Origin of the sequence: Synechococcus sp. WH 8101, assembly GCF_004209775.1 — a bacterium.
Classification (GTDB): Bacteria; Cyanobacteriota; Cyanobacteriia; order PCC-6307; family Cyanobiaceae; genus Synechococcus_C.
Genome location: NZ_CP035914.1, coordinates 2,018,908 through 2,044,943, shown reverse-complemented (window position 1 = coordinate 2,044,943; position 26,036 = coordinate 2,018,908). Strand labels below are relative to the sequence as shown.

Sequence of the window (26,036 nt, the reverse complement as noted above, 5' to 3'; positions counted from 1 at the left end):
CTGTCGGTATTGCAGCGAACCTACGGAGGGTGGGAAGGGCTGTCTGCCCACGCCCTGACCTTCGTTACGGCGCGTCAGGCTTCTTCATTGCCCGCAACATCACGGGCTGGCGCGAGGGTGGATGCCGGTCGGGCTCGGCCGCTGCTCGCCCAGCGCTGCAGGGCCTCTAGTTGCTCCCGGGCCGTGCGTGAGAGCGGCACCAGCTGGTTGGCGGCCACGATCAGATCGCTTTCCTCCAGTTCGCGTCGCTCAGCGAAGGCCAGATGCATCGCTTCGATCACCACTTGTTCGAGTTCTGCGCCGGAATAGCCCTCGGTGCGATCCACCACGGTCTCCAGCGGCAGCGTCAGATTGGGGCGCCGCCGGGCCACATGCAGGGCAAGGATGCTTTGCCGCTCCTGGGCTGAGGGGAGATCGAGCAGGAAAATCTCATCAAATCGGCCTTTGCGCAGCAGCTCGGGCGGCAGCCGGTCCACCGCATTGGCCGTGGCGACCACGAACACGGCGGACCGTTTCTCTGCCATCCAGGTGAGAACGGTGGCCAAAACCCGTTGGCTGGTGCCCCCATCGCTGCGGCCATCTCCCCCAAAGCCCTTGTCGACCTCATCGATCCAGAGCACGCAGGGCGCCATGGCCTCGGCCCGCTCAATCGTGTCGCGGGTGCGCGCTTCACTGGCACCCACCAGACCTGCAAACAATCGCCCCACATCGAGGCGCAGCAAGGGCATCGACCAGCTGTGGGCAATGGCTCGGGCTGTGAGGGACTTGCCCGTGCCCTGCGGTCCCACCAGGAGCACGCCACGGGGCATCGGCAGACCGAAACGGCGGGCTTCGTCACTGAAGGCCTGATGGCGTTGGTCGAGCCAGTGTTTGAGCGCATCCAGGCCACCGATGTCGCCTGGATCGGCATCGGTCTGGCAGAACTCGAGCACTTCACTGCGAGCGAGACAACGCCGTTTCTCCTCGAGCACATCCTCCAGATCAAGGCGGCTGAGCTGGCCGCGCTGTGCCAGGGCTCGCGCCGCGACATGACGCACGCGTGCCTCGGTCAGACCGCTGCAGGCATGGGTGAGTTCTTCGAGCACCTCTTCGTCCAGCTCCTGGTCACAGGCGCGGGCGATCGACGTGAGCAGAGCCTTCAGTTCCTGCTCACGAGGCAGGGGCAGGTCCAGAAGGGTGAGGCACTCGTCCAGTTCCGGCGGCGGTGTCCAGGCGCCATGACACAACACCAGGGTGTGGGGTGTTTCGCGCAGGCGTGCCGTGAGGTTGCGCACCATGCGGGCGACGCCCGGATCGTCGCAGAAGCGGTGAAAATCCTTGAGCAGCAGCAGGGTGGGGCGACTGTCGTCCAGTTCCTGCAGCCACTGGAGCACCGCCATCGGCTGGCGAGCGCCTGTTCCCGCACCATTGAGCGGCCCCTGCAGGCCAGTGATGAAGTCCCAGCGGGCGAGTTGGCGTCCGGAAAACCGCTGACTGACCTCAGCGAGCAGCGCTTCCACCCGTTCCTCCTCCTGGCTGCGGATCCAGATCAGGGGGGTTGCGGCCCGGATCAACAGCTCGAGCTGGTCGCTCCACTCCGCCTGCATCAGCGATCTTCCCCTCTGAGCTTGCGCAGGGCGGCCCAACGGGGATCGCCTGATTCAGCGTTGAGGCGGTCGTTCCGGTCTTTAGCCCCAGGGGGCCGGGATTGCTCGGGCGGCATGCCGGGGCAATCCAGACCGCAACGGTTGACCACCGGCAGTTGCAGATTCAGCTGTTCGAACACCCAGCGTTCGGGGTCGAAACTGCCGCGGGGGTCGAGGCACTCGACCAGGCCCTGGGCTCCGTCGACTCCCAGGCCAGCTTCGGCCATGGCCGCTTCGTTCTCCGCATCGCCGAGCCAGATGATCTCTTCCACATCCGCCTGGAGGCGATGGTTGTACTGACCGAGGCAGCGATCACAGCAGAGAGTGACGATCGTTTCGAACCGACCCTGCAGTGCGAGCAGATTGCCGAGATGTTCCGCCTGCAGTTCACCCCGCACTGGCGTCAGGCTTGGCAGATCCTCGAGACTCCCCTCGATCGGCCAACGTTTGTTGGCCCCAAGGGCCTGGAGATCACGCAGGGGAACGGGCTCGAGCCCCGGAATCATTTGCTTCGCGGTTCGAAGGGCAAGCGCCCGGCCGGACTGCCGCCACCGCCGGAACTGGCCGTGGCTGTCACGGCCTGTTGACGCAATTGATCATCGAGAATCGATTGGAGGTTCTCAGGCAGGGCTTCTCTGGTCAGGAGGAAGGTTTGAAGCGCCTGGAAGATGTTGGCGATCACCATGTAGAGGAGAACGCCGGCCGGCAGGGGGAAGAACAGGAACATGCCGGTGATCATCACGGGAGTGATCTTGTTGGCGGTCGCCTGCTGGGGATTGGCGGGCATGCCCATGCCTGAGAGCAGCTGAGATACGAACAGGCTCAGGCCAAACGCCCCCACGAGGATGGCAATGTCCCAGTTGATCGCTCCATCGGTGTAAAAGCCAACCTGGCCAAGGGCTTTGATGAACAGGAAGCCGCTGCGGGCGGCGAGGCCTGGAATCTTGCCTTCCACGGTCGCATCGCCGGGAGACAGGGCCTGAATGGTGCCGTCGGCAGCCACGGAAACCACACCCTCGCCTTTGGTCACCGTCCAGTCGGGGAGGAAGGATTGGCCATCCTCCACGCCTTCGAGAACGGTGGCGAAGCTCTCACCGTCTTTGGTTTTGAGCTGGATTTTGGCGTTGTCGCCCTGGCCGAGTTTGGTGCCGCCGGGGAGGCTGGCAATCACCGGCACATGGTTGGTTTCGGTGATGAAGATCGAATGGCTGGCGCTGTTGAAAGGTTTCGGGTCGACGGCGGCAATCTGCTCAGCCGGCAGCACTTTCAGATTCAGGGTGTAAGGAACGTCGGCGAAAGGTGACCCCCGCAGCGTGGCGAAGAGGGCGAAGAGGATTGGCATCTGCACCAGCAGGGGCAAACACCCCGCCAGGGGGCTGCCGAACTCCTTCATCAGCTTCCCGAGTTCCTCCTGCTGCTTCTGAGGGTTGTTGGCGAAACGTGACTTGATCTCCGCCTGCCGCTTCTGCATCACCGGTTGGGCAATGCGCATCCGGCGGGCACTGCGGATCGAGCCGGCGCTGAGCGGGAAGAGGGCGAGGCGGATCACCACCGTGAGGGCCACGATCGCCAGGCCGTAGCTGGGAACCAATCCATAGAAGAAATCCAGGATCGGGATCAGCAGGTTGTCGGAGATGTACCCGATCACGGCAGAAGTCCTGATGGTGGTGGGAAGAATGCTGCCAGTGTGCAACAGCGGCAGCGGTCGTGGCGTTCAGGCTGCGAAGCCCTTGGCTTCGGGTGTTGTCTCACCGTCTCCACGGGCTTCGATCCTGGCGAGGATGTAAGCCTCCGTGTCTCGGAAGCGAGGCACGGACCGCATCTCGAGGCGGGATCCGTCGGTGAGCACCAGAACCATGTCGCCCCAGGCGCCAAAGCCGCGGGGCACACAGCGGACTTCCCGAATCTGGTTGTAGGCCACCTGGCTGCGATCCCGTCCCATCCAGCCACCACTCACGGAAATTCGGCGGCTGGTGATGCGGAACTGCAGCCAGAGCGCCCGGACCACGGCGCCGACGGCGAAGGGCAAGCCGATGAGGGTGAGACCGAAGAGCAGATTGAGAATCAGGTCACCTCGGGCTGGGCCGCCCTCGTAAAAGGTCTCTTCAACGGGTGTGGTGGTCATGGCAGCAGGCCGGCCTTCTTCAGCAATCTGTCGCATTCTTCCAGCAATCCGGGGCCGGCGTTGACGGCACTGGGTCGCAGGCTGAGCAATAACCAGCGGTCGGCCAGTCCTGGATCGTGTTCCAGGCGGGAGCGCAAATACTGATGGAGAAATCGGCGGAGCCTATTGCGCTTCACCGATCGTTTGCTCACTTTGCTGCTGATTACAACGCCGCACCGACAACGGCGTGCCGCCGGATCCAGGCTTTCCCAGCGTTGAAGGGAGGGAATCAGGCGCCTGGGGTCAGCCTGAACCACCCGAAGCACGAGATGGTCGCTGTCGTGGCGTTTGCCGCGCCGGTGTAGGAGATCAAAGCACCGATGCCCCCTCAGTCGCATCGGTGGGGGTAAGGCCATCGCCGAGCCGCTCAGCTCAGACGGCCAGGCGCGCCCGACCGCGTTTACGACGGCTGCGGATCACCCGACGGCCCGTGTGGGTCCGCATGCGAACACGGAAACCGGAGACGCGCTTGCGCTTGCGGCTAGTACCGCCGAGTGTTCGTTTGGTCATGGAAATCGTCCGGCGACCGGCCTCTCATCGATCCGCCAATGTATCAGCCGGTCTGCGCCCTCATTCGATGTCGATGAGCCAGCTGCCTAGGTAACCGGCCACGGGCACATCGCCCGGGGCCTGGGCCAGGGCGTTGAACTGGAACATGCCGCTGCGGTTGGGGTTGAAGATGTTCATCACCACGCCGTAGGTGCCACCGGTGGGAATGGGGGTGTCCGGAAAGACCTCAATCGCCGTCTGCTTCTCGTTCACCTCAAACACAGCAGGCAGTTTTTCCTTGCACCGGGTGCGCGCCAGCATGCCGCCGGGATCCATCCTGCAGAGCGTTAAGTCATCCGGGGTGATCTTGGCGTTGAAGTAATCGGGCACCGTGATGCTCAGTTTGAGGATGGCGCTTTTGCGATCCTTCGGGCGAAGAATGAAAAAGTACTGGGCCCGCTCCAACTGGGCGGTTGAACTCTGGTAGTAATAAAGCTTCCGGTAATCCTTGCTGTTTTCCCAACGGAATTCCAGCAGGGCGGGAGTGCCCTGGGCTCGGGTGGCTGCTGGCGCGGCGACGTCGACCAGCGTTGTTGCAGCAAGCAGGCCCGTCGTCAGGCTGAGGGCTCCGGCCAGGCCGGCCCCACGACAGGTTTGGCGCAGTGTGGACAGTGTGGGAGTCAGCATGGGCAAAGCGGATGGCGTGGGCCATCGGCGGAAGTCTGTGGTTGATTGTCCTGAGCCAGCCTCTGCCAGCGAGGCGGCCTGGGCCGGCCCTGGAGCTGTCAGTTGTGACCGGATCTGTCCGGACGCAGGCGGGCCGCTTCGCCAAGGTAGACGTGATGGGGTGGTTGATCGGCGGGTAACCACACGTGGGCCAGCAGACGGATGCAGCGCGGCAGATCGCCCTGCACCGCCATCTGCTGGCAATCCAGCAGGGCCACGTTGTCCCAGCCCGGCTGGCGCCGGGCGATTGCGGCGGGAAAACAGGCATCCAGGTCTGCGGTCACGGAAAACGTCACCGAAACGATGCGTTCGGCGCTCAGCCCATTGCGTTGCACCAGGGTGCCGACAAGATCGCCGACGCTTGCGGCAATCGCGTCGCGGGTGTTGGCGGAGCAGGTGGTGGCTCCACGGAGGCCGCAGAGCTTGGGCGAGGCGGTCATGGCCGGAACAGCCAGAGGGGTTGGTGGGCCAGCAGCACTTCGCTTTCCAGCAGTTGCCCCAACTGCCGCAGCAGCCCCGAGCCGGGCAGAAGCCCCATCAGCTGTTTGCGCGGTTTGCCCAGTGTCACCGGTTGACTGTCGGCCTCGAGTCCGGCCAGTTCCGCCGCCTTGCGGCGGGCGGTTTCTTCGTCGCCAAGGGCGTCCACGAGGCCGAGCTCCTTGGCCTGGGCGCCGCTGAAGACCCGGCCGTCGGCGAATTGCCGCACCACGTCAGCGTCCAGCTGGCGTCCTACGGCCACCGCCTGCACGAATTGCTCATAACTGCTGTCAATCAGCGATTGCAACAGGTCTCGCTCTTCGGCACTCAGGGCGCGGTCGGGGGAAAGAATGTCTTTGTAGGCGCCGCTTTTCACGGTTTCGAAGCGGATGCCGACCCGTTCCAGCAATTTGGAGAGGTTGTTGCCGCGCAGGATCACGCCGATCGATCCGGTGATCGTGCCCGGGTTGCTCACGATCGTTTCGGCGGCCACTCCGACATACACCCCACCGGAGGCTGAGATGTTGCCGAAGCTGGCGACAACCCGACACCCCGTCTCGCGCAGACGGAGCAGGGCGGCATGAATCTCCTGGCTGTCCCCCACCGTGCCGCCGGGGCTGTCGATCCGCAGAAGCAGGGCCGGGAATTCCCGCTTCTCCACCTCACGCAAGGCTTTCAGCACCCGCCGGCGTGTGGAGGCTCCGATCGCTCCCTCGATGGCGATGCGTGCCATGCGTCGTCGGGATCTGCGCCGCCAGGGCCAGGCCATCTGCGTCATCCAAAGTGGTCTGGATCTTAAAAAGGAGCCTGTTGGAGGCCCCCATGTCCCTGCGGCTCGGGCTGTTGATGCTGTTGCCCTTCGCCCTGTGGGGCACGGCAATGGCGGCGATGGCCCCCCTGGTGGCTTCCGGCGGCCCCCTGCTGGTGGCTGCGCTGCGACTGTTGCCGGCGGGGATAGCGGTGCTACTGAGTCTGCCCCTGTTCGGTGCCTCCGCACGGGTGGATCCGGCCGACTGGTTTTGGTTTCTGCTCTTCACCCTGGTGGACGCCACGGTGTTCCAGTTCTGCCTGGCCCGCGGTTTGGCGTTCACCGGTGCCGGTCTTGGTTCGGTGCTGATTGACTCCCAGCCTCTGATGGTGGCTCTTCTGGCCCGGGCCCTCTTTGCTGAAGCGATCAATCCGGTGGGCTGGATTGGCTTGTTGCTGGGATTGGCCGGCATCGTCTGTCTTGGGGTTCCGGCCGATCTCTTGCAGCACTGGTGGTTGTTCGGAGCGCCGGTGCCGCTCTCCGGCCTGCTCGGCGGTGGGGCGGGCTGGATGCTGGCGGCGGCCGTGGCCATGGCGTTCGGCACCGTGCTGAGCCGCTATGCCTGCCGCCACAGTCATCCCATTGCTGTCACCGGGTGGCACATGCTGATCGGCGGGGTTCCGCTCCTGCTTCTGCAAGCCATCGCGCCAGGCCGCCCGCTCTGGCCGGATTGGACCTTGCCCGAGTGGGGGTTGATGGCCTACGCCAGCCTGCTGGGCAGCGCCTTGGCTTACGGATTGTTCTTCTGGTTCGCCACCCGCCGCGATCTCACCGGGTTCAGCACCCTGGGCTTTCTCACGCCGGTGTTTGCTCTGCTGTCGGGTGGGATCTGGCTGCAGGAACGGTTGACGACCCTCCAGTGGATCGGGGTCTGCCTCGTGCTGCTGTCGGTGGTTCTGGTCAGTCAGCGGCGTCGGTTTTGGGAGCCTTCGGTGCCCGAGACGCTTCTCTCCACAGGGGGATCGGGCTGATGGCATCGACCCCTCTGGATCTCGTGCTGGTGAGCACGCCGATCGGCTATTTAGGCAGCGGGCGTGGTGGTGGGGTGGAGCTCACGATCACCTCCCTGTTGCGAGGACTTGGCCAGCGCGGCCACCACATGCATTTGGTGGCCCCGGAGGGTTCCCGGCTGCCCGAGGGGTGTGAGCAGGTGCACTTGCACCCTGTGGCCGGTGAGGATCAACCCAGCTGGCAACATGCCGACCCCGATGGGCCGGTGCTGATCCCCTCACAGGGAGTCCTGCCAAAGTTGTGGGAGCGGGCCTTAGACCTTGCATCCACAGCCGATGCCGTTCTCAATTTCGGCTACGACTGGCTCCCCCTCTGGCTGACGCCCCGCCAGCACCAGCCGATCTTTCATTTGGTGAGTATGGGCTCGGTGGCGCGGGTGATCGATGCGTTGCTGCTGGATCTGGCCCGCTGGGACCAGCGGCGCCTTGCGTTTCATAGCCGAAGGCAGGCGGATGATTTCGGTCTGCCAAACCCCCCGGTGGTGGTGGGGAATGGGTTTGATCTCAGCCGCTACGCCCTTCAGGTGCAGACCGGTGGACCCCTGGGTTGGGCGGGCCGTGTCGCCCCCGAGAAGGGGCTTGAGGATGCCGTGTCGGTCGCGGCTCGCCTCGGGGAGCCGCTCCTGGTGTGGGGGCTGGTCGAGGATCCCGCTTACGCCGCCCGGGTGGAAGCCGCCGCTCCAGCAGGCACGATCCAATGGCGCGGCTTTCTGCCCACCACGGCTCTGCAGAAGGAGTTGGGGGGCTGTCGGGCCCTCATCAACACCCCGAAATGGAATGAGGCCTACGGCAACGTGGTGGTGGAGGCCCTGGCCTGCGGTGTGCCTGTGATCGCCTACGACCGTGGCGGCCCCGGCGAGCTGGTGCAGCACGGAGTCACCGGTTGGTTGGTGCCTCCGGATGACTGTGATGGTTTGCTGGCGGCGGTGCAGCAGCTCGATGCGATCGACCGCAACGCCTGTCGCCACTGGGTTGAGTGCCATGCCAGCCAGGCGATCTTTGCTGAACGGGTGGAGCGGTGGATCTCCCGGGGCCTGGCGCCCGGAGATGGCAGCATTTCCACATGCCCCTGACCCTTTCGGACCGCCGAAACCATGCGCAGCAGCTCAGCCCGAGGCAGCGGCGCCGAGGCCTGCTGCTGATTCTGGCCCTCGGAGTGCTGGTGTGCTGCTGGCAGCTCGGTGCCACCGGTCTGGTGGATGAGACCCCGCCATTGTTCGCTGCTGCCGGTCGGGCCATGGCGCGCACCGGTGATTGGCTCACGCCGCGCGTCAATGGCTTACCGCGCTACGACAAACCGCCGCTCGTTTACTGGCTCATGGGCCTGGGCTATGTCATTCGCGGCCATGGGCAGTGGGATCCCCTAGGCACCTGGGCGGCTCGCCTGCCCTCGGCGTTGTCGACGGTGGCGGCGATGCTCATGCTTGGCGACACGGTGATGCGCCATCCCCACTGCGGTGATGGCACACCCCGTCGGACGGCGCTCGCCACAGCCCTGGCCTTTGCCCTCTCGCCTCTGGTACTGATCTGGAGTCGCACCGCCGTCAGTGATGCCCTTCTCTGCGGCACCCTGGCCCTGAGCCTGCTCTGTCAGTGGCGTTGTGATCGCGCCGGCGGCCGCCAGTGGTGGATCGCCTGGTTGCTGCTCGGTTGTGCTGTGCTCGCCAAGGGACCGGTGGCGGTGGTGCTCACTGGCCTCACCTTGGTGTTGTTCGGCTTCATCCGCCGGGATGTTGTCGGGCTCTGGAGCCATCTGCGACCGCTTCGCGGCCTGGCGCTCACGGCTCTGGTGAGCCTGCCCTGGTATGCCGCTGAATTGCTGGTGGAAGGAGAACCTTTTTGGAACAGTTTTTTTGGCTATCACAATCTGCAGCGGTTCACCTCCGTGGTGAACAACCATCTGCAGCCCTGGTGGTTTTTCGGCCCGGTGATGCTGGTGGCGGCGCTGCCGTTCACGCCTTTGCTGGCACTGGGTCTGCTTCAGGTGGCAAGAGGCGCTGGCCGTTGGTCAGCGCCCGGTGATCGAGACGAGTCGCTCCAGGTTTTCGCCGCCTGTTGGCTCCTGGCGGTGCTGCTGTTGTTCACCACGGCGGCCACCAAATTGCCCAGTTATTGGTTGCCGGCCACGCCGGCGGCGGCACTGTTGATCAGTCTGTCCTTGCTGCCATCGCCTCTACGCTCCCGGCACACCCAGTGGTGGGCCTGGTTCGCTTGCGCTGGTCTTAGTGCCGTTCTGGCCGTGGGGCTCTGGCTTTCTCACCTCTGGATCCCTCTGATTCGTGATCCGGAGATGCCCACGCTCCCCACAGAGCTGCTCGCCAGCGGCCTGGTGCTGCGAGCGGCGGTGTGTTTCAGCGTGGCGGCTGTGTTGGGCGTGGTGCTGGCCTGGCGCCGCCAGCCGGACGAGGGGCCCGCCACGATGCTCGGTATGCAGGGGCCCCTGCTGCTGTTTCAGTTGGTTGCCCTGGTGCCGATGATTGACCTTGGCGATCGGGTGCGGCAGCAGCCCGTGCGACAGGCCGCTGCAGAGATCGTTCGTCAGGGCCAGCGAGCACCAGCGCCATCTCCTCAGGAGCCGGTGGCCATGGTGGGGGTGATGAAGCCTTCTCTGCACTTCTACACCGATCGGGTGGTGGTGTTTGAGGGACGCTCGAAAAGTGCTCTGGTGAATGTCGCCGAGCGGTTGCGCTCCGAGCAACGGCGGCAGTGGAGCGGTGTCCCGATCGAGCGGATGCCCACCGCCTTGGTTGTGATCGATGCCGGCACGGCGGCTCAGAAGCATTGGCAGGGCTTGGAGCCCCAGCTGCTCGGGCGTTATGGCATCTATCGCCTTTGGCGCCTCGATCGCCGTCGCCTCGAGGCCCGTGCCCAACAACTCCAGGCCGATGGCGTCAGGTCTGATTGGCGCGCGCCTCGTCCGGAGCGCTACTGAGCGAGGCCCTGTCGCTGCTGGCCAGCCGCTGGCGCCGGCAGAAGCCGCAATGGCCCCAGAGCGCCATCTCCCCAGCAGGGGCCGGGCTCTGGCATTGCGGACAGGTGGCGAGTCCGTGCACATCGATGCGGCTGGGATGGCGCGCCCAGATGGACTCTTCGCTGTCCAGCTCGGGAAGCGTCGGTGCGTGGTGTTGCTGGATGCGCAGGTCGCGAATCGCGTGCCCAGCGCTCCGCAGCGCGGCCAGCAGCTGGGGGCGGCTGTACTGGAGTGCCTGCCGCCATTGGGGTTGGCTGGCTCCCACGGTGAGCAGCCCTCCATGGAAACTGAGAGGACGGCAGTGCGGAGCGAGTTGGGCTCCGGCCAAGCCCGGCCAGTCCTGCCAGATCGCGGCGATCGATCCTTGCGAACGCCAGTCGCGTTGCAGGCTTTCCAGGCAGCCCAGCAGTGGCTTGGCCGCGGCTGGTTCCGCCGCCTGCATCAGCTCGCCTCGGCCGAAACGACGACGCTGGGACCGGGGCGCCCGTGCCATGGCTAACCACCTGTACCGATGCTCCAGTGGATGTTAAGCGGCGCTGAGAGGGTCTCTCGCTAGCCTCAAACCGCCGCTCCCACCAGCTCCTCCCCCATGGGTTTCTTCGATCGGCTCAGTCGTCTGCTTCGGGCCAACCTCAACGATCTGGTGAGCAAGGCGGAGGATCCGGTCAAGATTCTCGATCAGTCGGTTGCCGACATGCAGACCGACCTGGTCAAGCTGCGTCAGGCGGTGGCGATGGCCATTGCCAGTCAGAAGCGGTTGCGCAATCAGGCCGATCAGGCCGAGGCCCAGGCGGCTACCTGGTATGAACGGGCTGAACTGGCCCTGAAGAAAGGGGAGGAGGGGTTGGCCCGTGAGGCCCTGGCCCGCCGTAAGACCTTCCAGGAGACCGCAACGTCGCTCTCAGGCCAGCTGCAGGGTCAGGACGCTCAGGTGGAGACCCTCAAGAAGAGCCTGGTGGCCCTCGAGGGCAAGATCGCCGAAGCGCGCACCAAGAAGGACATGCTCAAGGCCCGGGCCCAGGCGGCCCAGGCGCAGCAGCAGCTGCAGAGTGCTGTGGGCAATCTCGGCACCAACTCGGCCATGGCAGCGTTTGAGCGCATGGAAGACAAGGTGCAGGCCTTGGAGGCCAGCAGCCAGGCTGCAGCCGAGCTGGCTGGCGCCGATCTGGAGAGTCAGTTCGCTTCCCTCGAGGGTGGCAGTGATGTGGATGATGAACTGGCTTCCTTACGGCAGCGACTGGAGGGTGGACCGGAAGCGGTGGCCTTGCCAGCCGGCGAGCCCTCCGATTCAACCAAGGTCGAGCCCGTGAAGGTGGCGGAGGTGGATGCCGATCTCGAGGAGCTGCGCAAGTCGATCGACAAGCTCTGAGCCCCCATAGGATCGGGCCACGCTTGATCTGTTGCCGTGGCTCCTGTTGTCTCCGACTTCACCGATGCGGCCTTCGCCCAGGAGGTCCTCCAGGCGTCCAAGCCGGTGCTGGTGGATTTCTGGGCCACCTGGTGCGGCCCCTGCCGCCTGATGGCCCCCCTGATGGACTGGGCCGCCGAGACCTACGCCGACCGCCTCGACGTCGGCAAGCTTGAGGTGGACGGCAACCCCGCCACCCGCGATGCCTACAAGGTGCAGGGCATTCCCACGCTGATCATTTTTCAGAATGGTGCGGAGCTGGCACGCCATGAGGGTGCCATCGCCAAGCCTCAGCTGCAGGCTTTCCTGGATGCACACCTCTAGGCGTCTGGAGCGACTGGGCAGTGGTGTTTTCGACCGCAATGACCAGCGCAAGCATCACTATCGCCTCAGTGAGGCGGCCCAAGGCCTGCCGCTGGTGGATCTCTCCCTTGGGTCGACGGATCTGGAGCCGCCACCTCAGGCGCTGGCCGCCATGGCGGCAGCACTAGAGGCGCCTGGAAGCGCGACCTATTGCCTCCATGCCGGCACCCGGCCCCTGCGTGAGGCCGTGGCCTCCTGGTGTCAGTCCCGCTTCGCGGTGGATGTGGATCCAGAGCGGGAAGTGCTGCTGCTGGTGGGCTCCCAGGAAGGAACGGCCCATCTGCCCCTAGCCGTGCTCAACCCTGGCGAGGCCGGCTTGATCCTCGATCCGTCCTACCCCTCTCACCGCGGTGGCCTGGTGCTGGCTGATGCCCGGATTGCATCGCTGCCTCTGGAGGAGGCGACGGGATGGCGACCCTGCTGGGACAGGTTGAGCAGTGCCGAATGGGATCAGTTGCGGTTGATGGTGCTGGGTTTCCCCCACAACCCAACGGCGCAGGTCGGAGAGCAAACCTGGCTGGACGAGGCGATGCAGCGGGCCCAGCGCCATGACTGCGTGCTGGCCCACGACAACCCCTATCTCGATCTCGCCCTGGAGGGAGAGGCGCCGGCGCTGCTTCGCAGCCAGGGCTGGCGCGAGCGGGGGATCGAATTCTTTTCCCTCTCGAAGGGTTGGTGCCTCGGTGGCTTCCGTCTTGCCTTCGCCATTGGGGCGGCGCCTCTGATCAGCGCGCTCCGCCAGCTCAAGGGGGTGGTGGATTTCAACCAATCCCTCGCCCTGCAGCAGGGGGCGATCGCGGCTCTCACCGAGGTTCCCGATTGGCCGCGCCGGATCGTGCCCATCTATCGCGAGCGCAGGGATCGCACCCTGAAGGCCCTTCACCGCCTCGGCTGGCGGGCGCCCGTCCCGTCGATGGCGCTCTATCTATGGCTTCCCGTACCCGCCTGGGCTAGGCAGCGGGGCTGGAACGACGAGGATCTGGCGGCGGCGCTTCTCGATCAGGCGGGTGTGGCGCTCACCCCGGGGTCGGGCTTCGGTGCCGCCGGTGCCCATTGGTTGCGCCTTGCCCTGGTGCAACCGACCGACAGCCTGGAGCAGGCCATCCAGCGTTTGGAGCCCTGGTGGCGTCAGCAAAGCTGATCGGCCGGCGAGGGGCGGATCTGTTGAGGCGACGGCGCCGTCAGGGCCTTCCCCTTTGGAACCTTCGCGTGCTTCCCGTCTGTGCCAGCACGGAGACCGAGCTCACCCAGTGGTTGCAGCACAGGCCCTGGCAGGGGCCGCAGCCCCGGGCGGTGATTGCGCGCCATCAGATCCGGGCCCAAGGGCAATGGGGGCGGGTCTGGCAGGCCCCGGCGGGAGGGGTCTGGATCAGCGCGGCCCTGCCCTGGCCCTCGACGGCGGCGGCACCCGGCCTCCTGGGGCTGGCCGTTGCCTTGTCTTTGGCGGAGCGCCTCGAGAGCGAGGGAGTACCGATCCGGATCAAATGGCCCAATGATCTGCTGATCGGCGACCGGAAACTGGCCGGTGTGCTGCCGCGCATGGTGCACTGCGGCGGTCACCTTCGTCTGGCGCGCATCGGCGTGGGCCTGAATGTGATGAATCCCGTGCCGGTTGGTGCTGTGGCTCTGCGTCAGGTGCTGGCCGGTGGTCGTTGCCGACCTCAGGTCTGGACGACCGAGGTGCTGCGATGCCTCGAGCGTGCCTGTGGATTCGCCTTGGCTCCACAGGCGCTGGTGCGGGCCGTGGAGGCGAGGCTGTGGCAACGGCAGGTGCGTGACCCTGCCACCGGTGAGCCGTGGCGGATCACGGGGTTGGGGGCGGATGGGGCTTTGCAGCTCCAACAGGGAACCCGGACCATGAGCTGGACTCGCTGGGCTGACGCTCGCGATCAGGGTCTCTAGAGTCTCGCCGTTCCTGAATGGTGTGTGCTCGTGCGTTGGCTTGCGGCTGCCTGGCTCCTGGCCTTGCCGGTGGCCCCTCAGGCCCCGGGTGACCTCCCCGCCGCAGAGCCGCCTGTGCTGCCCCCGGCCCGGTTGGAGACTCAGGAACCGTTGCGCTTTGACCGTTCCCTCGAAAGCCTGGAGCGCAACAGGGTGATCACCCCGCTGGAACGGCGGCAGCTGGAGGCAGGTGCCGTGGCTCGGCCCATTCATGTGCCGGCCCTGCAGCAGGCCTGTCGCAGCGGTGCGCTGTCGAAGCAGGAATGCCATTCCGGTGTGGCCCTGCGTGGCCGTGGCCTGCGCGGTGACCCAACGCCTTTGTCCTGGCGTTCCCGCCGTGACGGTGGTCTGAACGCCAGCTTGCGTCGCGGTGCTGATGGTCAGCCCCTGCCACCGATCACGGTGCCGGTGTCCGCTCTGCTCGGTGGAACCGGTCCCGGCTTCCGACTCGAATCGGTGTTCGCCGTGTCGCCTCGCCCCTTGCCGCTGGCGGGCAACGGAGATCGTCGTCTCCTCTTTCCGATTATCGGCTCGGCGATCACCACCAGTGAATTCGGCTGGCGTCTCCATCCGGTGATCGGCAATTGGTTGATGCATGCCGGTAAAGACCTGGCCGCGCCTGAAGGCACTCCGGTTGTGGCCGCGTTGTCCGGCATTGTCACCAGCAGTGGTCTGGCGGGTGGGTATGGCATCGCCGTTGAGCTCGAACACAGCAAGCCCCGCCGGCGCACGCTGTATGGCCACCTCTCCGAGATCTATGTGAAAGCGGGCCAGACCGTCCGTCAGGGGGAGGTGATCGGCCGGGTCGGCAGCACGGGGCTGAGCACCGGTCCCCATCTCCATTTCGAACTGCGCCGACCCGAAGGGGATGGCTGGGTGGCGATGGATCCGGGTGATCTGGATCTGAACCCGCTGACGGCGGGCGGAGACGATGCCGTGTCGTTGTTGGTGGCCCAGCTCATGCAGGGGCTGGAGCGGCCCCGCGGCTAAGCACGCCCGGCTTCATCGCGTGGCTTCATCCCGCAGGATGAAGCCAACGCCACGAACGGTGTGAATCAGGGTGGGTTGATCCTTGGTTTCAATTTTCTGGCGGAGATAGCGGATGTAAACGTCGAGAAGGTTGTCGTCTCCATAGAAATTTTCTCCCCATACACCGCGCATGATTTCAGCGCGTTCCAGCACCCGGCCCCGCCCCCGCATCAGGAAGTGAAGCAGGTCGTATTCCTTCACGGAGAGTTGAATCTCCCGGTCACCTCGACGCACATCGCGCGTGCCGGTGTGCAAACGGAGATCGCCCACCTCCAGGAGCAGTGGCTGCCCGCTCGTGCCCTCCTTGGAGAAGAATTCCGCCCGCCGTTGCATGGCCCGCAGGCGAGCCATCAGCTCTTCGATCGAGAAGGGCTTGGTGAGGTAGTCATCCACGCCGGCATCGAGAGCTTTGACCCGATCGGCGATGTCGTCGTGGCCGGTGAGCATCAGGATCGGCGTGGTGACACCACTGCTGCGAATCCTCTGGCAGATGTCGATGCCGGTGAAATCGGGGAGATTCCAGTCGAGAACGATCAGATTCGGAGCCGGGTCCTGGCGGGCCTTGATCAGGGCTGAGGCACCGTCGGAGGCCACGTCGACCGCGTAGCCCTCCACATCGAGTTCGAGGCGCAGCAGGTCGGTCAGGCGAGACTCGTCATCGACCAGCAGAACCCTCGGGGGGCTGGCTGCAGCATCAACCATGCAAGAGCAGCGGCCTCACATCAGCTTAGTCAGCCCTGAATCAGCGGCGATTCCGCTCAAGGCGCTCGACGCGGCCGTCGCGGAAATGGGCCACCGTGGCGGCCCGTGCAGCCACGTCGTCTTCGTGGGTGACCAGCACGAGCGTGATCCCTTGACGATGCAGATCGTCAAACAGATCGAGGACATCGTTGGTGGTGCGCGAATCGAGCGCGCCGGTGGGTTCGTCCGCCAGCAGGAGGGCGGGTTGATTGATGATCGCCCTGGCGATTGCCACCCGTTGCTGCTGGCCGCCGGAGAGCTGATTGGGGCGATTCTCCAGGCGTTCGGCCAGGCCGACCCGTTCCAGTGCCGCTGCAGCCCGGCGACGTCTCTCACCGGCAGGAACGCCGGCATAGATCATCGGCAGCATCACATTTTCAAGCGCGGAGGCGTGCGGCAGCAGGTGGAACTGCTGGAAGACAAAACCCAGCTCCTGGTTGCGCAGATCGGCCAAGGCGTCGTCATCGAGTTGTTCGACGGCGATGCCATTGAGCTGGTAGGAGCCGCTGCTGGGGCGGTCGAGGCAGCCGATGATGTTCATGGCCGTGCTTTTACCGGAGCCGCTCGCCCCCATCACCGCCAGGTAATCACCCTGATGCACGGTGAGATTGAGATGGTCGAGAGCCTTCACTGTGGCCGCACCGGTGCCGTAAACCTTGCTCACCTCATGAAGAAGAGCCACCGGTTGCGCATCGGTGGCCGTTGGCGAGGGAGCAGCGGGGGCGGGGTCAGCCAAGGGCCCGCAGACTGGCCTGGGCGATCGCTTGCTGCAGCAGCGGTGTGCCATCCACCGCACTGTTCGCCCACTGGAAAAGGGGATTGGAGAGAATGCCACCCACGGCGGTCACCAACACGCAGGCGACTAGGGCAAAGCGTAGGGGCGGAAGTCCGAGGGTGGTCCACTGAATCTCGGGATAGTTGCGCACCACTTCAGACGCTTCCTGCGGCTCCTTGACCACCATCATCTTGATCACCCCGATGTAGTAATAGATCGACACCACGGAAGTGATCAGGCCCACCACCACCAGCAGATACTGGTGGTCGGCCCAGCCAGCAAAGAAGAGATAGATCTTGCCGAAGAAGCCGAGCATCGGCGGAATACCGCCAAGGGACAGCAGACACAGGCTGAGCCCCAGGGTAATCAATGGATCTTTTTGATAAAGGCCGGCGTAATCGGCGATGCGATCGCTGCCCGTGCGGATCGAGAACAGGATGATGCAGGCAAAGGCGCCCAGATTCATGAAGAGATAGGCCGCCATGTAAAGCACCATGGCCGCAAATCCATCTTCCGTGCCGCACACCAGGCCGATCATCACGAAGCCCGCTTGGCCGATGGAGCTGTAGGCCAGCATCCGCTTCATCGACGTCTGGGCCAGGGCGACCACGTTGCCCAGGGTCATGCTCAACAACGCCAGCACTGTGAAAAGAAGCTTCCACTGGGCGTCGAAGAAGTCGAAGCAACCCACCAGGATCCGCAGGGCAAGGGCGAAGCCAGCCGCCTTGGAGCCCACGGAGAGGAACGCGACCACAGGCGTCGGCGATCCCTCATACACATCCGGTGTCCATTGATGGAAGGGCACCGCCGCGATCTTGAAGGCCACCGTGGCCAGCACAAACACGAGGGCGAGGGCCGCCAGTGGCGTGGGGCTGGTGAGCAGCGCCTCCCCGATCACCTCCAGGCTGGTGGAACCACTGAGGCCATACAGCAGGGAGCCGCCGTAGAGGAAAACGGCAGCAGCGGCTGAGCCCACGAGCAGGTATTTCAGGGCTGCCTCGGAACTGCGGGCATCCCGCTTCATGTAGCCCGATAACAGGTAGCTGGCGACCGAGAGGGTTTCCAGGGAAACAAAAACGCTCACCAGATCGGTGGCTCCGCAAAGGAGCATGGCGCCAAGAGTGGCGGCAAGAAGGATGGCGGCATACTCACCCACGGGTGTGCCGCTTTTCTCGGCGTAGCGCCAGCTGATCAGCAGCGACAGCAGGGTGGAAAGGGCGACGATCGCTCGAAAGGCGATGGCGAGTCGGTCCGACAGGAAAGCTCCCAGGAATGAGGGCTCCAGCGGCGCATTCCACTGCAGGGCGAGCAGCACCAGGGCGGTGCCGAGGCCGACGTAACAAATGGGTGGAACCCAGCGCACGGCCACGCGTTCGCCCGCCAGATCCACCAGCAGCGTGGCCAGCATGGCGACCAGCACAGCGCCCTCAGGAGCCACGGCTCCAGCATTGAGGGCCAGATTGATCAACTCCCCTGGAGCGGCCATCGCCTGGGTGGAGAGAAACAGTGCACCCAGCTCGGGCATGACTCGCTTGGGATCCGTCCGTGCGGCGACTGTAGCTGCGCTGCCCGGCTGCACACGCTCACGCGTCCGGGCCACCATCCCAGGCCGCCATTCCCTGCAGTGGGAACCATGGTGCGATAAAGAAGGGGGACGGATACCTGCCGCCTGTGGCGAACACCCTGGTCATTGTTGAGAGCCCCACCAAGGCCCGCACCATCCGTGGCTTTCTGCCCAAGGGCTATCGGGTGGAGGCTTCCATGGGGCATGTGCGCGACCTGCCCAATAACGCCAGCGAGATTCCAGCCGCCCAGAAAGGTCAGAAATGGGCCAATCTCGGTGTCAACACCGAGGCAGACTTCGAACCGCTGTATGTGGTGCCGAAGGACAAGAAAAAGGTGGTGCGAGAGCTCAAGGACGCGCTCAAAGGCGCTGACCAGTTGCTGCTCGCCACGGATGAAGACCGGGAAGGGGAGAGCATCAGCTGGCATCTGCTCCAGCTCCTGGCACCCAAGGTGCCTGTGAAGCGGATGGTGTTTCACGAGATCACCAAGGAGGCGATCTCCCGGGCTCTGGAGCAGACCCGCGAGCTGGACATGGAGCTGGTGCATGCCCAGGAAACCCGGCGGATCCTCGATCGCCTCGTGGGCTACACCCTCTCGCCTCTGTTGTGGAAGAAGGTGGCCTGGGGCCTCTCAGCCGGTCGGGTGCAATCGGTGGCGGTGCGCCTGCTGGTGCAGCGGGAACGGGCACGTCGTGCCTTTCGCAGCGGCAGTTACTGGGATCTGAAGGCGCAACTGGAGCAGGCTGGGTCTGCTTTTGACGCCAAGCTCACCCATCTGGAGAACCAGCGCATCGCCACCGGTCAGGATTTCGATGAGTCGACCGGCGGTCTCAAGGAGGGCAGCAAGGTGCGGCTGCTCAGTGAGACTGAGGCCCGTGCTCTGGTGAACATCGTTCAGACCTCTCCCTGGCGGGTGGAGTCGGTGGAGGAGAAGCCCACGGTGCGTCGGCCTGTGCCTCCTTTCATCACCAGCACCCTGCAGCAGGAGGCCAACCGCAAATTGCGGCTGTCGGCACGGGAGACGATGCGCTGTGCCCAGGGGCTGTACGAACGGGGCTTCATCACCTACATGCGCACTGATTCGGTGCACCTCTCCGAGCAGGCGATCAGCGCGGCCCGTCATTGCGTGGAGCATCGCTACGGCAAGGACTATCTGAGCAAGGCGCCGCGGCAGTTCAGCACGAAGGCCCGCAACGCCCAGGAGGCCCATGAGGCGATTCGGCCTTCCGGTGAAACCTTCCGCGCGCCTGCGGACACCGGTCTGGATGGTCGCGATCTCGCTCTCTATGAGCTGATCTGGAAACGCACGGTGGCTAGTCAGATGGCGGAAGCTCGGCTCACCATGCTCACGGTGGATCTGCAGGTGGCGGACGCCCGGTTTCGCTCCACCGGCAAACGCATCGACTTCCCTGGTTTCTTCCGCGCCTACGTGGAGGGCAGCGATGATCCCGATGCGGCTCTGGAAGGCCAGGAGGTGCTGCTGCCGGCTCTGAAATCCGGTGATGCGCCCACGCCCCGCGAGGTGGAGGCCCTCGGTCACCAGACCCAACCCCCGGCTCGCTACAGCGAGGCGTCGCTCGTGAAAATGCTGGAGAAGGAAGGGATCGGCCGGCCGTCCACCTACGCGAGCATCATCGGCACGATCGTCGACCGGGGCTATGCCTCACTTCAGAACAATGCCCTGACCCCGAGTTTCACGGCCTTTGCCGTCACCGCCCTGCTGGAGGAGCATTTCCCCGATCTCGTCGATACGGGCTTCACCGCTCGGATGGAGTCGACCCTGGATGAGATCTCCACGGGCAAGGTGCAGTGGTTGCCTTACCTGGAAGGGTTTTACAAGGGTGAGGAGGGGCTGGAATCCCAGGTTCAGAAGCGTGAGGGCGACATTGATGCCGGTGCCTCCCGCACGGTCGACCTGGAGGGGCTGCCCTGCGTGGTGCGCATCGGCCGCTTCGGCGCCTATCTGGAGGCGAAACGGGTGGGAGACGACGGCGAGGAGGAGCTGATCAAGGCCACCTTGCCCCAGGAGATCACGCCGGCCGATCTCGATGCCGACAAGGCTGAACTCATCCTCAAGCAGAAGGCCGACGGCCCCGAAGCCCTGGGTGAAGATCCGGAAACCGGTGATCTGGTGTATCTGCTGTTTGGTCAATACGGCCCCTATGTGCAGCGCGGCCAGGTGAGTGATGAGAACCCGAAGCCGAAACGGGCGTCTCTGCCCAAGGGAGTGAAGCCGGAGGATCTCAGCCTCGACGATGCGCTCGGTCTGCTGCGGTTGCCGCGGTTGCTCGGGGAGCATCCCGAGGGAGGGCGTGTTCAGGCCGGACTCGGCCGCTTCGGCCCCTACGTGGTTTGGGATAAGGGCAAGGGTGAGAAGGACTACCGCTCACTCAAGGGCGATGACGATGTGCTGGCGGTGGGCCTCAGTCGCGCCCTGGAGTTGCTGGCGATGCCGAAGCGGGGGCGTGGGGGACGCACCGCCCTCAAGGACCTTGGCAAGCCCGAAGGCAGCGAGGAGACCGTGCAAGTGTTCGACGGCCCCTACGGCCTGTATGTGAAACAGGGCAAGGTGAATGCGTCCTTGCCAGAGGGCAAGGGCGCTGACGCCATCACCCTGGCGGAAGCGGTGGAATTGCTGGAAGCCAAGGCCGCCAGCAAAAAGACCAGCAAGCGCTCCAGCACCAAGAGCAGCACGGCCAAAAGCACCACCGGAAGCAAGGCGGCGGCACGCAAACCCGCAGCCAAGAAACCACCCGCCACCACCAAGACCGGGCGCCTCAGGGCCAGCGCCGTGCGGGTGATCAAACCCGGGGAGAGCTGATGGCCCCGCGCCGTGTCGGCCTCTGGATCCCGATTCTCCTGGTGTTGCAGGCCTGCAGCACCACGCCGTTTGGTCGGCAGCTGGCCGACAGTTTTGACCCTCCACCGGCTCCTCCCGCCGCCACGGCCAACGCCCAGCCCAAACAGGAGCAGCCGAAACCTGAAGAGCCCGACCCGCAGAAGCGGGGGTCGGGCGAGGACACGGCAGCGGCGACAGCCAAGCCAGACGGCACAGCCAAGCCGGCCAACACCGCCAAAACCCAGACGCCAGCTAAGCCCTCAACGGTCAACCCCCAGCCCTATCGGATCACCATTCGTCTGTCGGGGGCGGATCCGGCCGCACCGGCTGAGCTTGTCACCCGGTCGCTGCGGGAGGCCGGCATTCCGTTTGAAGTGGAGACGATCGAACGGATCAGTCCCGCCGGCGGCCCAGCCTCAGGCGACACGCCATCCCCTGCTGCAACGCCATGACCCCGCCACCGCCTGCACCGCCGGCGACGCCGTCCATGAGCCGCCGCCAGGCGCTTCGCATGATGGAAACGGCCTATCTGGCGGCGGCGGCGTCGTTGATCTGGCTGGCTCTTTATTACCTGCCGGTCGGGGGTGCCCTGTTCCGTCTGGCGCTGCCGTTGCCCCTGGCCCTGCTGGTGCTGCGTCGGGGCTGGAAAGCCGGGCTTGAGGGAGTGGCGGTGGCCCTGCTCCTGCTCACGGCGCTGATGGGGCCGGTCCGTGGCCCCCTGATGCTCTTCCCCTATGGCCTGTTGTCGCTCTGGTTGGGCTGGGCTTGGAGCCGGAGGTTCAGCTGGTGGTTGAGCTGGGGTGTCGGCCTGTTGCTGGGCGCCATCGGCTTCCTCGTGCGGGTGCTGGCCCTCTCGTTGTTGGTGGGTGAGAACCTCTGGGTCGTGATCACCAGGGCGGGGGCTGGTCTGCTCGATCGCCTGGTGGATCTGCTTCGTCTTCCCTTGGCTCCCGATCTGTTGGAGGTGCAGTTGATGGCGCTGGGCCTGGTGCTCTTTCAGCAGTTGGTGTACGTGCTGGCATTGCACGCCCTGGCCTATTGGATTTTCCCGCGGCTCCGCTCCCCTCTGCCCGAGCCGCCGCCACAGTTGAAAGGCCTGGTGGCGCTGGATCCCCTCTGATGACGGCTGGCCGGGTGTGGCCTGATCCGGAGGCAACGGCGCTGAAGCAGCGGCTCGCCCCCTGGCGCCATCCTCAGGTTCAGCCCGATCTTCTGCTAGTGCTGGCCGCGACGGCCACGGCTGAAGTGGAGGGGATTTCGGCGGCCGGTGCCTCGGCCGCATCCCGTCGCTACACCGCGCTTGCCGATGCCGAGCTGTTGCTCTACGGCCCCGGCCACCGGCCCCGCTGGTCCCTGCCGCCCCTGCCGGCGGGGGTGAGCCCGGCGCTGATCAGCTGGGTCGCAGCTCAGGCGCTCGGCCTGAGGCCCCAGGTGGCCGCGGTTGGCCTGCAACAGCAGCCCCCCTTCCCCCATCTGCGCCTGGAGGCCTGCGACTGCGGACCCGCCGCCTGTCTGAGCAGCGGACGGGCGATGGCTCCCGATCGGGTGGAACGGCTCTGGCAGAGGGGGGTGCGCCTTGGCCGCTCCCTGCGCCGGCCGCTGGTGCTCGCTGAATGCGTTCCCGGCGGAACGAGCACTGCCCAGGCGGCTCTGACCGCCCTCGGCCTGCCCGTCGCTGATCTGGTGAGTGGAAGTGCGCTGCATCCGCCCATGCAGCTGAAGCGTCGCTTGGTGGAGGCTGGTCTGCAACGGGCAGGCTTGGGGCCTGATCCTTCGCCTCAGGCGATTCTGGCCGCCGTTGGTGATCCATTTCAGGCGGTGGCTGCGGGCTTGCTGCTGGGGGCGATGGAGAGTGGTCAACCGGTTTTGCTGGCCGGCGGCAGCCAGATGCTGGCGGTCCTCGCCCTGGCCCTGCGGGCCCTCCCCAGGGCCGACAGGTCCGCCCTGACGGCTGGGGTGACCCTGGGCACCACGGCCTGGTTGGCGGCAGAGTCCTTGGCCGGTCGGCCGGCCCTTGCTGAGCTGTTGGCCCGCCTCGAAAGGGCTCTGTCGGTGGAGATCCTGGCCCTGCATAGCGGCCTTCGCTTCCATGACAGTCGCCATCAGGCTCTGCGCGATTACGAACGCGGCTATGTGAAGGAGGGCGTGGGTGCCGGTGCTCTCGCCCTGCTGGCCCAGTTGAGAGGTTGCAGCCTGGAGCTGCTGCGCCGCGACTGCGACCAGGCCTTGGATGCACTGCAACGCCTGTAAGGTCTGGCCATGAGCAGGTTGCATCACACCGAGCAGGCCAGGCTGGGGCGTCGTGATCTGCTGCAGCTCGGCCTGGCGGCGGGGCTGGGGCTGCTGGGGGGCTGTGCCCGCGGCCCGGCGCAGCCCCTGCTCCAGGCAGCACCGGAAACGCTCCCCCCTCTGTGGCGCCGGCGCTTACCCCGCCCCTGGCGGTTTCAGCCCCTGGAGACGAAGTCTGGCTCCTCACGGGCGGCCCTGCGGATCGAGCCGTCGGCCGATCTGCTCGCCTGCGGTGATGGTTGGTTGCCGGAGTTCACCGATGAGGCGCTACAACCGGTGGACGCGGCACCCCTGCAGGGGCGTCTGGGAGTCCAGGCTGGGCGTTTTCTTGACGCTTTGGGGCCTGTGCGTGCCGCTCGGGTGCTGCCCGTTGGCGTCAGCCCCTGGGTGATGCTCTTCCGGGGTAGCGACTGGCTTGGAGGCGCCGCCGAACAGGGCTGGGATGTGCTGCTCGATCCCGGCCTGCGCGGGCAGGTGGTGTTGCCGGCCAGCCCCAGGGTGGTGGTTGAGCTTGCCGATCGTCTTGATCAGCCCGAGAGCCTAGGTAGGTTGCGCCGTGCTGCCCTCACGCTCGACGATCGCCAGGCGCTGAATTGGTTGTTGCAGGGGAAGGCCAGGGTGGCAGTGCTGCCGTTGCAGCGCTGTGTGCCCTCGCTTCGGCGTGATCCCCGCCTGCATGCCGTGCTCCCCCGCAGTGGGGCGCCCCTGCATTGGACGCTGCTGCTGCGGCCGGCGACCAGTCGTGAACCACTGCCCCAGGCCTGGGTGGAGGCGGCCTGGCAGGCCCCCCTGCTCGGGCAGCTGTTGGCACGGGGATGGCGCCCCCCGTTGCCATTCCAGCAACTTCAGGCCCAGGCCAAGGTCATTCCTGGCAGTTTGCGGTCGCTCGTGCTCCCACCGCAGCCGGTTTGGGAGCGCTGCTGGAGCCTGCCGCCGCTCCAGGACGCAGCCCGTGCGCAGCTCAGCCGCCGTTGGCGCCAGGCCGCTCCTTGAGGGCTGGCGCTCACCCCCAAAGTCGGCGCCGGGGCGGCGCTGCCAGCAAGCGATGGGTCTCGGCCAGCAGATCGGGGATCGGTAGGTCATGGGGGCAGCGGGGCAGACAGTCGCCACAGCCTTGGCAGGCGCTGGCATCGAGCTGCTCCCACCAGTGCCCGGCTCGACCGATCAGGTTGTAGCGCTCCTGGGTGAAGGCCTGCAGGTCGTGGCCGAGGCGAAGATTGCGCAGGCGCAGCAGCTCCGGGATCGGCACTTGGTTGGGGCAGGGCAGGCAGGAGCGGCATTGGCCGCAGTGCTCCTGCCCGAGTCGCTGCCGCCGGCGTTGCTCCAGGCGGGTCAGGGCGCTGCGTTCCGCCGGGCTGAGGGCGCCGCTGGCTTTGGCAAGCCGATGGGCGAGGTCAAGGTCCTGCGGTTGGGTGGCGCCGACGGTCAGGGTGGAAATGCCGGCCGCCAGTAGGTAGCGATAGGCGAGTGTCAGCGGTGGGATAGGAGCGCAGTCCTCGCAGAGCGTCGGGCTCGGGTCCCACAGCCGCCCTCCTTTGTCAGCCGGAGAGATCGCCAGGACGCCCATGCCTCGGGCCAGGGCGTCGTGAGCCAGCTCCATGCGGCTGGGATCGAGCAGATGCAGGTGCAGATTGCAGAACTCAAACAGCCCGCTGGCGATCGCCTCGGCGATCAGGGCATGGGACCCATGGCTGCTGAATCCCACCTGCCCCACCAGGCCGGAGTCGCGTGCCCATTGGAGCAGTTGTTGGCCTTCGCCGTCCTGGGCCCACAGAAGGTGCTCCTGCCGGTTAATGCCGTGAACCGCCAGGTTCGGAAGATGGTGCAAGCCCAGGCGCTTCAGGCTCGCTTGCAGCTGGGAGCGACCTTCGCTGAAGCTCACTCCCGGCAGGATCTTGCTGGTGACCACCCACCCCCCGTCAGGCCTGCGGCCCTGCCGTTCGAGCCTGGCCAGGGCAGCGCCCAGGAAGGTTTCCGCCGGGCCATAGGCCGGGGCCGTCTCCAGATGGTTGATTCCGGCCTCGAGTGCGGCCCGCACCACCGCATCCATCTGTGCCTGGGAGGCCAGGGCCCGCATCGTGCCGAGCGTGAACAGGCTCACGGCCGGTCCCCGGCCGAAGGGCCGACGCGTGGCCGTCACGGTTCAGATGACTCCTCCGAGGTGGAGCCGTCATCGGGGCGGCGCGATTCCAGATGGCGCACGAGCGCAGCCGGACTCACCTGATCAAGGAACCGTCGGAAGGCATCCTGTTCCTCGTGATCGGCATCGGCATCGACCGGGATCGAGGCTTCCGCCACCACTTCCTCTAGCATCCAGATGCCACTGCCGGTGCGCACCGCCAGCGCGATCGCGTCACTGGGTCGGGCATCGACTTCCACTCCAGCGGTTGGGCCTGTCGGCTCTGATGGTGTGATGGCCTGGTTGGAGGGTTGTGGGCTGCGTTCAGTGCTGTTGCTGTCAGCCTCTTCGCTCTTCTCTGTCGAGGCTTCGAGGCGCAACACGGCCCGAAAGGTGTTGTCTTCTATCGCATGGATGATGACCCGCTCTAGCTCCAGGCCGCCCGCCTCGAGCAGGGCCACCATCAGGTCATGGCTCAGGGGCCGGGGCGCTGGCTCCCCCTGGAGCCCGGCCATGATGTTGTGGGCCTGCGCCTGGTCGATCCAGATCGGCACCTGGCGCCGTCCGGCCGGATCCCGCAGCAGCACGATCGGACTGCGACTGGCCGCATCCAGGGCGATCCCGGCGACATGCATTTCGACCACTGTCACTCCTGCCCCTGGTTTGATTATGACCAGGTCAGCAGCCACAGGTTGAG

Annotated in this window: 28 protein-coding genes; 13 read left to right on the top strand and 15 right to left on the bottom strand. The window is 65.7% G+C overall.

Going from position 1 to position 26,036, the window contains the following annotated elements; all coding sequences use genetic code 11:
- Positions 1 to 74: 74 nt before the first annotated feature.
- From SynWH8101_RS10965 to sppA, 9 genes are all read right to left on the bottom strand, one after another.
- Positions 75 to 1,586, bottom strand: a complete 1,512-nt coding sequence (locus tag SynWH8101_RS10965) for an AAA family ATPase (RefSeq protein ID WP_130129798.1) — start codon at positions 1,584 to 1,586, stop codon at positions 75 to 77.
- Positions 1,586 to 2,131, bottom strand: coding sequence for a DUF177 domain-containing protein (locus SynWH8101_RS10960; RefSeq protein WP_130129797.1), 546 nt, complete (start codon positions 2,129 to 2,131; stop codon positions 1,586 to 1,588). Before SynWH8101_RS10960 ends, SynWH8101_RS10965 begins: the two co-directional genes overlap by 1 nt.
- Entirely contained in the window at positions 2,128 to 3,273 is a 1,146-nt protein-coding gene (gene yidC, locus SynWH8101_RS10955) for a membrane protein insertase YidC (RefSeq protein WP_130130497.1), read from the bottom strand. The genes SynWH8101_RS10960 and yidC overlap by 4 nt, the downstream gene beginning before the upstream one ends.
- A 66-nt stretch (positions 3,274 to 3,339) precedes the next feature.
- A complete protein-coding gene (locus SynWH8101_RS10950) occupies positions 3,340 to 3,750 on the bottom strand; it encodes a PH domain-containing protein (RefSeq protein ID WP_130129796.1) in 411 nt (136 codons plus the stop codon).
- Complete coding sequence (locus tag SynWH8101_RS10945) at positions 3,747 to 4,145, bottom strand: ribonuclease P protein component (protein ID WP_130129795.1); 399 nt, start codon at positions 4,143 to 4,145, stop codon at positions 3,747 to 3,749. The genes SynWH8101_RS10950 and SynWH8101_RS10945 overlap by 4 nt, the downstream gene beginning before the upstream one ends.
- A gap of 16 nt (positions 4,146 to 4,161) precedes the next feature.
- Positions 4,162 to 4,299 (bottom strand): 50S ribosomal protein L34, encoded by a 138-nt coding sequence (gene rpmH / locus SynWH8101_RS10940; RefSeq protein ID WP_071933957.1) that lies wholly within the window; start codon positions 4,297 to 4,299, stop codon positions 4,162 to 4,164.
- A gap of 60 nt (positions 4,300 to 4,359) precedes the next feature.
- Positions 4,360 to 4,965 carry a DUF2808 domain-containing protein gene (locus tag SynWH8101_RS10935; protein ID WP_130129794.1) on the bottom strand — a complete coding sequence of 202 codons (606 nt, stop codon included), beginning with the start codon at positions 4,963 to 4,965 and terminating at the stop codon, positions 4,360 to 4,362.
- 98 nt (positions 4,966 to 5,063) lie between these two features.
- Positions 5,064 to 5,444 carry a chorismate mutase gene (gene aroH / locus SynWH8101_RS10930; protein ID WP_130129793.1) on the bottom strand — a complete coding sequence of 127 codons (381 nt, stop codon included), beginning with the start codon at positions 5,442 to 5,444 and terminating at the stop codon, positions 5,064 to 5,066.
- Complete coding sequence (gene sppA / locus SynWH8101_RS10925; RefSeq protein ID WP_130129792.1) at positions 5,441 to 6,250, bottom strand: signal peptide peptidase SppA; 810 nt, start codon at positions 6,248 to 6,250, stop codon at positions 5,441 to 5,443. Before sppA ends, aroH begins: the two co-directional genes overlap by 4 nt.
- A gap of 53 nt (positions 6,251 to 6,303) precedes the next feature.
- Between sppA and SynWH8101_RS10920 the strand changes: the two genes are divergently transcribed.
- Genes SynWH8101_RS10920 through SynWH8101_RS10910 form a run of 3 tightly spaced genes read left to right on the top strand, consistent with a single transcriptional unit; the run spans position 6,304 to position 10,231 of the window.
- Positions 6,304 to 7,260: a DMT family transporter gene (locus SynWH8101_RS10920; RefSeq protein WP_130129791.1), complete on the top strand. Its 957-nt coding sequence runs from the start codon at positions 6,304 to 6,306 to the stop codon at positions 7,258 to 7,260.
- The gene (locus tag SynWH8101_RS10915) at positions 7,260 to 8,372 is read left to right on the top strand and encodes a glycosyltransferase (protein ID WP_130129790.1); all 1,113 of its coding nucleotides are present in this window, start codon (positions 7,260 to 7,262) and stop codon (positions 8,370 to 8,372) included. The genes SynWH8101_RS10920 and SynWH8101_RS10915 overlap by 1 nt, the downstream gene beginning before the upstream one ends.
- Positions 8,363 to 10,231: a glycosyltransferase family 39 protein gene (locus SynWH8101_RS10910; protein WP_130129789.1), complete on the top strand. Its 1,869-nt coding sequence runs from the start codon at positions 8,363 to 8,365 to the stop codon at positions 10,229 to 10,231. The genes SynWH8101_RS10915 and SynWH8101_RS10910 overlap by 10 nt, the downstream gene beginning before the upstream one ends.
- Here SynWH8101_RS10910 and SynWH8101_RS10905 read toward each other — a convergent pair.
- Positions 10,191 to 10,763 (bottom strand): DUF721 domain-containing protein, encoded by a 573-nt coding sequence (locus tag SynWH8101_RS10905; protein WP_130129788.1) that lies wholly within the window; start codon positions 10,761 to 10,763, stop codon positions 10,191 to 10,193. The two genes, SynWH8101_RS10910 and SynWH8101_RS10905, sit on opposite strands and share 41 nt — an antisense overlap.
- A gap of 96 nt (positions 10,764 to 10,859) precedes the next feature.
- Here SynWH8101_RS10905 and SynWH8101_RS10900 point away from each other — a divergent pair, with 96 nt between their 5' ends.
- From SynWH8101_RS10900 to SynWH8101_RS10880, 5 genes are read left to right on the top strand one after another with little or no spacing between them, the layout of a single operon-like run.
- Positions 10,860 to 11,639, top strand: a complete 780-nt coding sequence (locus SynWH8101_RS10900; RefSeq protein WP_130129787.1) for a PspA/IM30 family protein — start codon at positions 10,860 to 10,862, stop codon at positions 11,637 to 11,639.
- 36 nt (positions 11,640 to 11,675) lie between these two features.
- Positions 11,676 to 12,002 (top strand): thioredoxin, encoded by a 327-nt coding sequence (gene trxA / locus SynWH8101_RS10895; protein ID WP_130129786.1) that lies wholly within the window; start codon positions 11,676 to 11,678, stop codon positions 12,000 to 12,002.
- On the top strand, positions 11,989 to 13,182 hold the full coding sequence (locus SynWH8101_RS10890) for an aminotransferase class I/II-fold pyridoxal phosphate-dependent enzyme (RefSeq protein WP_130129785.1): 1,194 nt from the start codon (positions 11,989 to 11,991) through the stop codon (positions 13,180 to 13,182). Before trxA ends, SynWH8101_RS10890 begins: the two co-directional genes overlap by 14 nt.
- Positions 13,164 to 13,943 carry a biotin--[acetyl-CoA-carboxylase] ligase gene (locus tag SynWH8101_RS10885; protein ID WP_130129784.1) on the top strand — a complete coding sequence of 260 codons (780 nt, stop codon included), beginning with the start codon at positions 13,164 to 13,166 and terminating at the stop codon, positions 13,941 to 13,943. The genes SynWH8101_RS10890 and SynWH8101_RS10885 overlap by 19 nt, the downstream gene beginning before the upstream one ends.
- A gap of 24 nt (positions 13,944 to 13,967) precedes the next feature.
- Positions 13,968 to 14,972 carry a M23 family metallopeptidase gene (locus SynWH8101_RS10880; protein ID WP_130129783.1) on the top strand — a complete coding sequence of 335 codons (1,005 nt, stop codon included), beginning with the start codon at positions 13,968 to 13,970 and terminating at the stop codon, positions 14,970 to 14,972.
- A 12-nt stretch (positions 14,973 to 14,984) separates the two neighbouring features.
- Here SynWH8101_RS10880 and SynWH8101_RS10875 read toward each other — a convergent pair whose 3' ends face one another.
- Genes SynWH8101_RS10875 through SynWH8101_RS10865 form a run of 3 tightly spaced genes read right to left on the bottom strand, consistent with a single transcriptional unit; the run spans position 14,985 to position 18,052 of the window.
- Entirely contained in the window at positions 14,985 to 15,713 is a 729-nt protein-coding gene (locus SynWH8101_RS10875) for a response regulator transcription factor (RefSeq protein WP_130129782.1), read from the bottom strand.
- Positions 15,714 to 15,753: 40 nt separating this feature from the next.
- Positions 15,754 to 16,488, bottom strand: coding sequence for an ABC transporter ATP-binding protein (locus SynWH8101_RS10870; protein ID WP_130129781.1), 735 nt, complete (start codon positions 16,486 to 16,488; stop codon positions 15,754 to 15,756).
- Positions 16,481 to 18,052 (bottom strand): NAD(P)H-quinone oxidoreductase subunit N, encoded by a 1,572-nt coding sequence (locus SynWH8101_RS10865; protein ID WP_130129780.1) that lies wholly within the window; start codon positions 18,050 to 18,052, stop codon positions 16,481 to 16,483. The genes SynWH8101_RS10870 and SynWH8101_RS10865 overlap by 8 nt, the downstream gene beginning before the upstream one ends.
- A 146-nt stretch (positions 18,053 to 18,198) precedes the next feature.
- On the opposite strand from SynWH8101_RS10865, the gene topA reads away from it, so the two are divergent.
- Genes topA through SynWH8101_RS10840 form a run of 5 tightly spaced genes read left to right on the top strand, consistent with a single transcriptional unit; the run spans position 18,199 to position 24,213 of the window.
- Positions 18,199 to 20,913 (top strand): type I DNA topoisomerase, encoded by a 2,715-nt coding sequence (gene topA / locus SynWH8101_RS10860; RefSeq protein WP_130129779.1) that lies wholly within the window; start codon positions 18,199 to 18,201, stop codon positions 20,911 to 20,913.
- Complete coding sequence (locus tag SynWH8101_RS10855; protein ID WP_130129778.1) at positions 20,913 to 21,383, top strand: hypothetical protein; 471 nt, start codon at positions 20,913 to 20,915, stop codon at positions 21,381 to 21,383. The genes topA and SynWH8101_RS10855 overlap by 1 nt, the downstream gene beginning before the upstream one ends.
- The gene (locus SynWH8101_RS10850; protein WP_130129777.1) at positions 21,380 to 22,051 is read left to right on the top strand and encodes a DUF2232 domain-containing protein; all 672 of its coding nucleotides are present in this window, start codon (positions 21,380 to 21,382) and stop codon (positions 22,049 to 22,051) included. The genes SynWH8101_RS10855 and SynWH8101_RS10850 overlap by 4 nt, the downstream gene beginning before the upstream one ends.
- A complete protein-coding gene (locus tag SynWH8101_RS10845) occupies positions 22,051 to 23,181 on the top strand; it encodes a nicotinate-nucleotide--dimethylbenzimidazole phosphoribosyltransferase (protein WP_130129776.1) in 1,131 nt (376 codons plus the stop codon). Before SynWH8101_RS10850 ends, SynWH8101_RS10845 begins: the two co-directional genes overlap by 1 nt.
- A 9-nt stretch (positions 23,182 to 23,190) precedes the next feature.
- On the top strand, positions 23,191 to 24,213 hold the full coding sequence (locus SynWH8101_RS10840; protein WP_130129775.1) for an ABC transporter substrate-binding protein: 1,023 nt from the start codon (positions 23,191 to 23,193) through the stop codon (positions 24,211 to 24,213).
- A 10-nt stretch (positions 24,214 to 24,223) separates the two neighbouring features.
- Here SynWH8101_RS10840 and SynWH8101_RS10835 read toward each other — a convergent pair whose 3' ends face one another.
- Both SynWH8101_RS10835 and SynWH8101_RS10830 read right to left on the bottom strand, forming a co-directional pair.
- A complete protein-coding gene (locus SynWH8101_RS10835) occupies positions 24,224 to 25,360 on the bottom strand; it encodes an aldo/keto reductase (RefSeq protein WP_130129774.1) in 1,137 nt (378 codons plus the stop codon).
- On the bottom strand, positions 25,357 to 25,974 hold the full coding sequence (locus SynWH8101_RS10830) for a bifunctional nuclease family protein (RefSeq protein WP_174719515.1): 618 nt from the start codon (positions 25,972 to 25,974) through the stop codon (positions 25,357 to 25,359). The genes SynWH8101_RS10835 and SynWH8101_RS10830 overlap by 4 nt, the downstream gene beginning before the upstream one ends.
- Between the last annotated feature and the right edge of the window lie 62 nt (positions 25,975 to 26,036).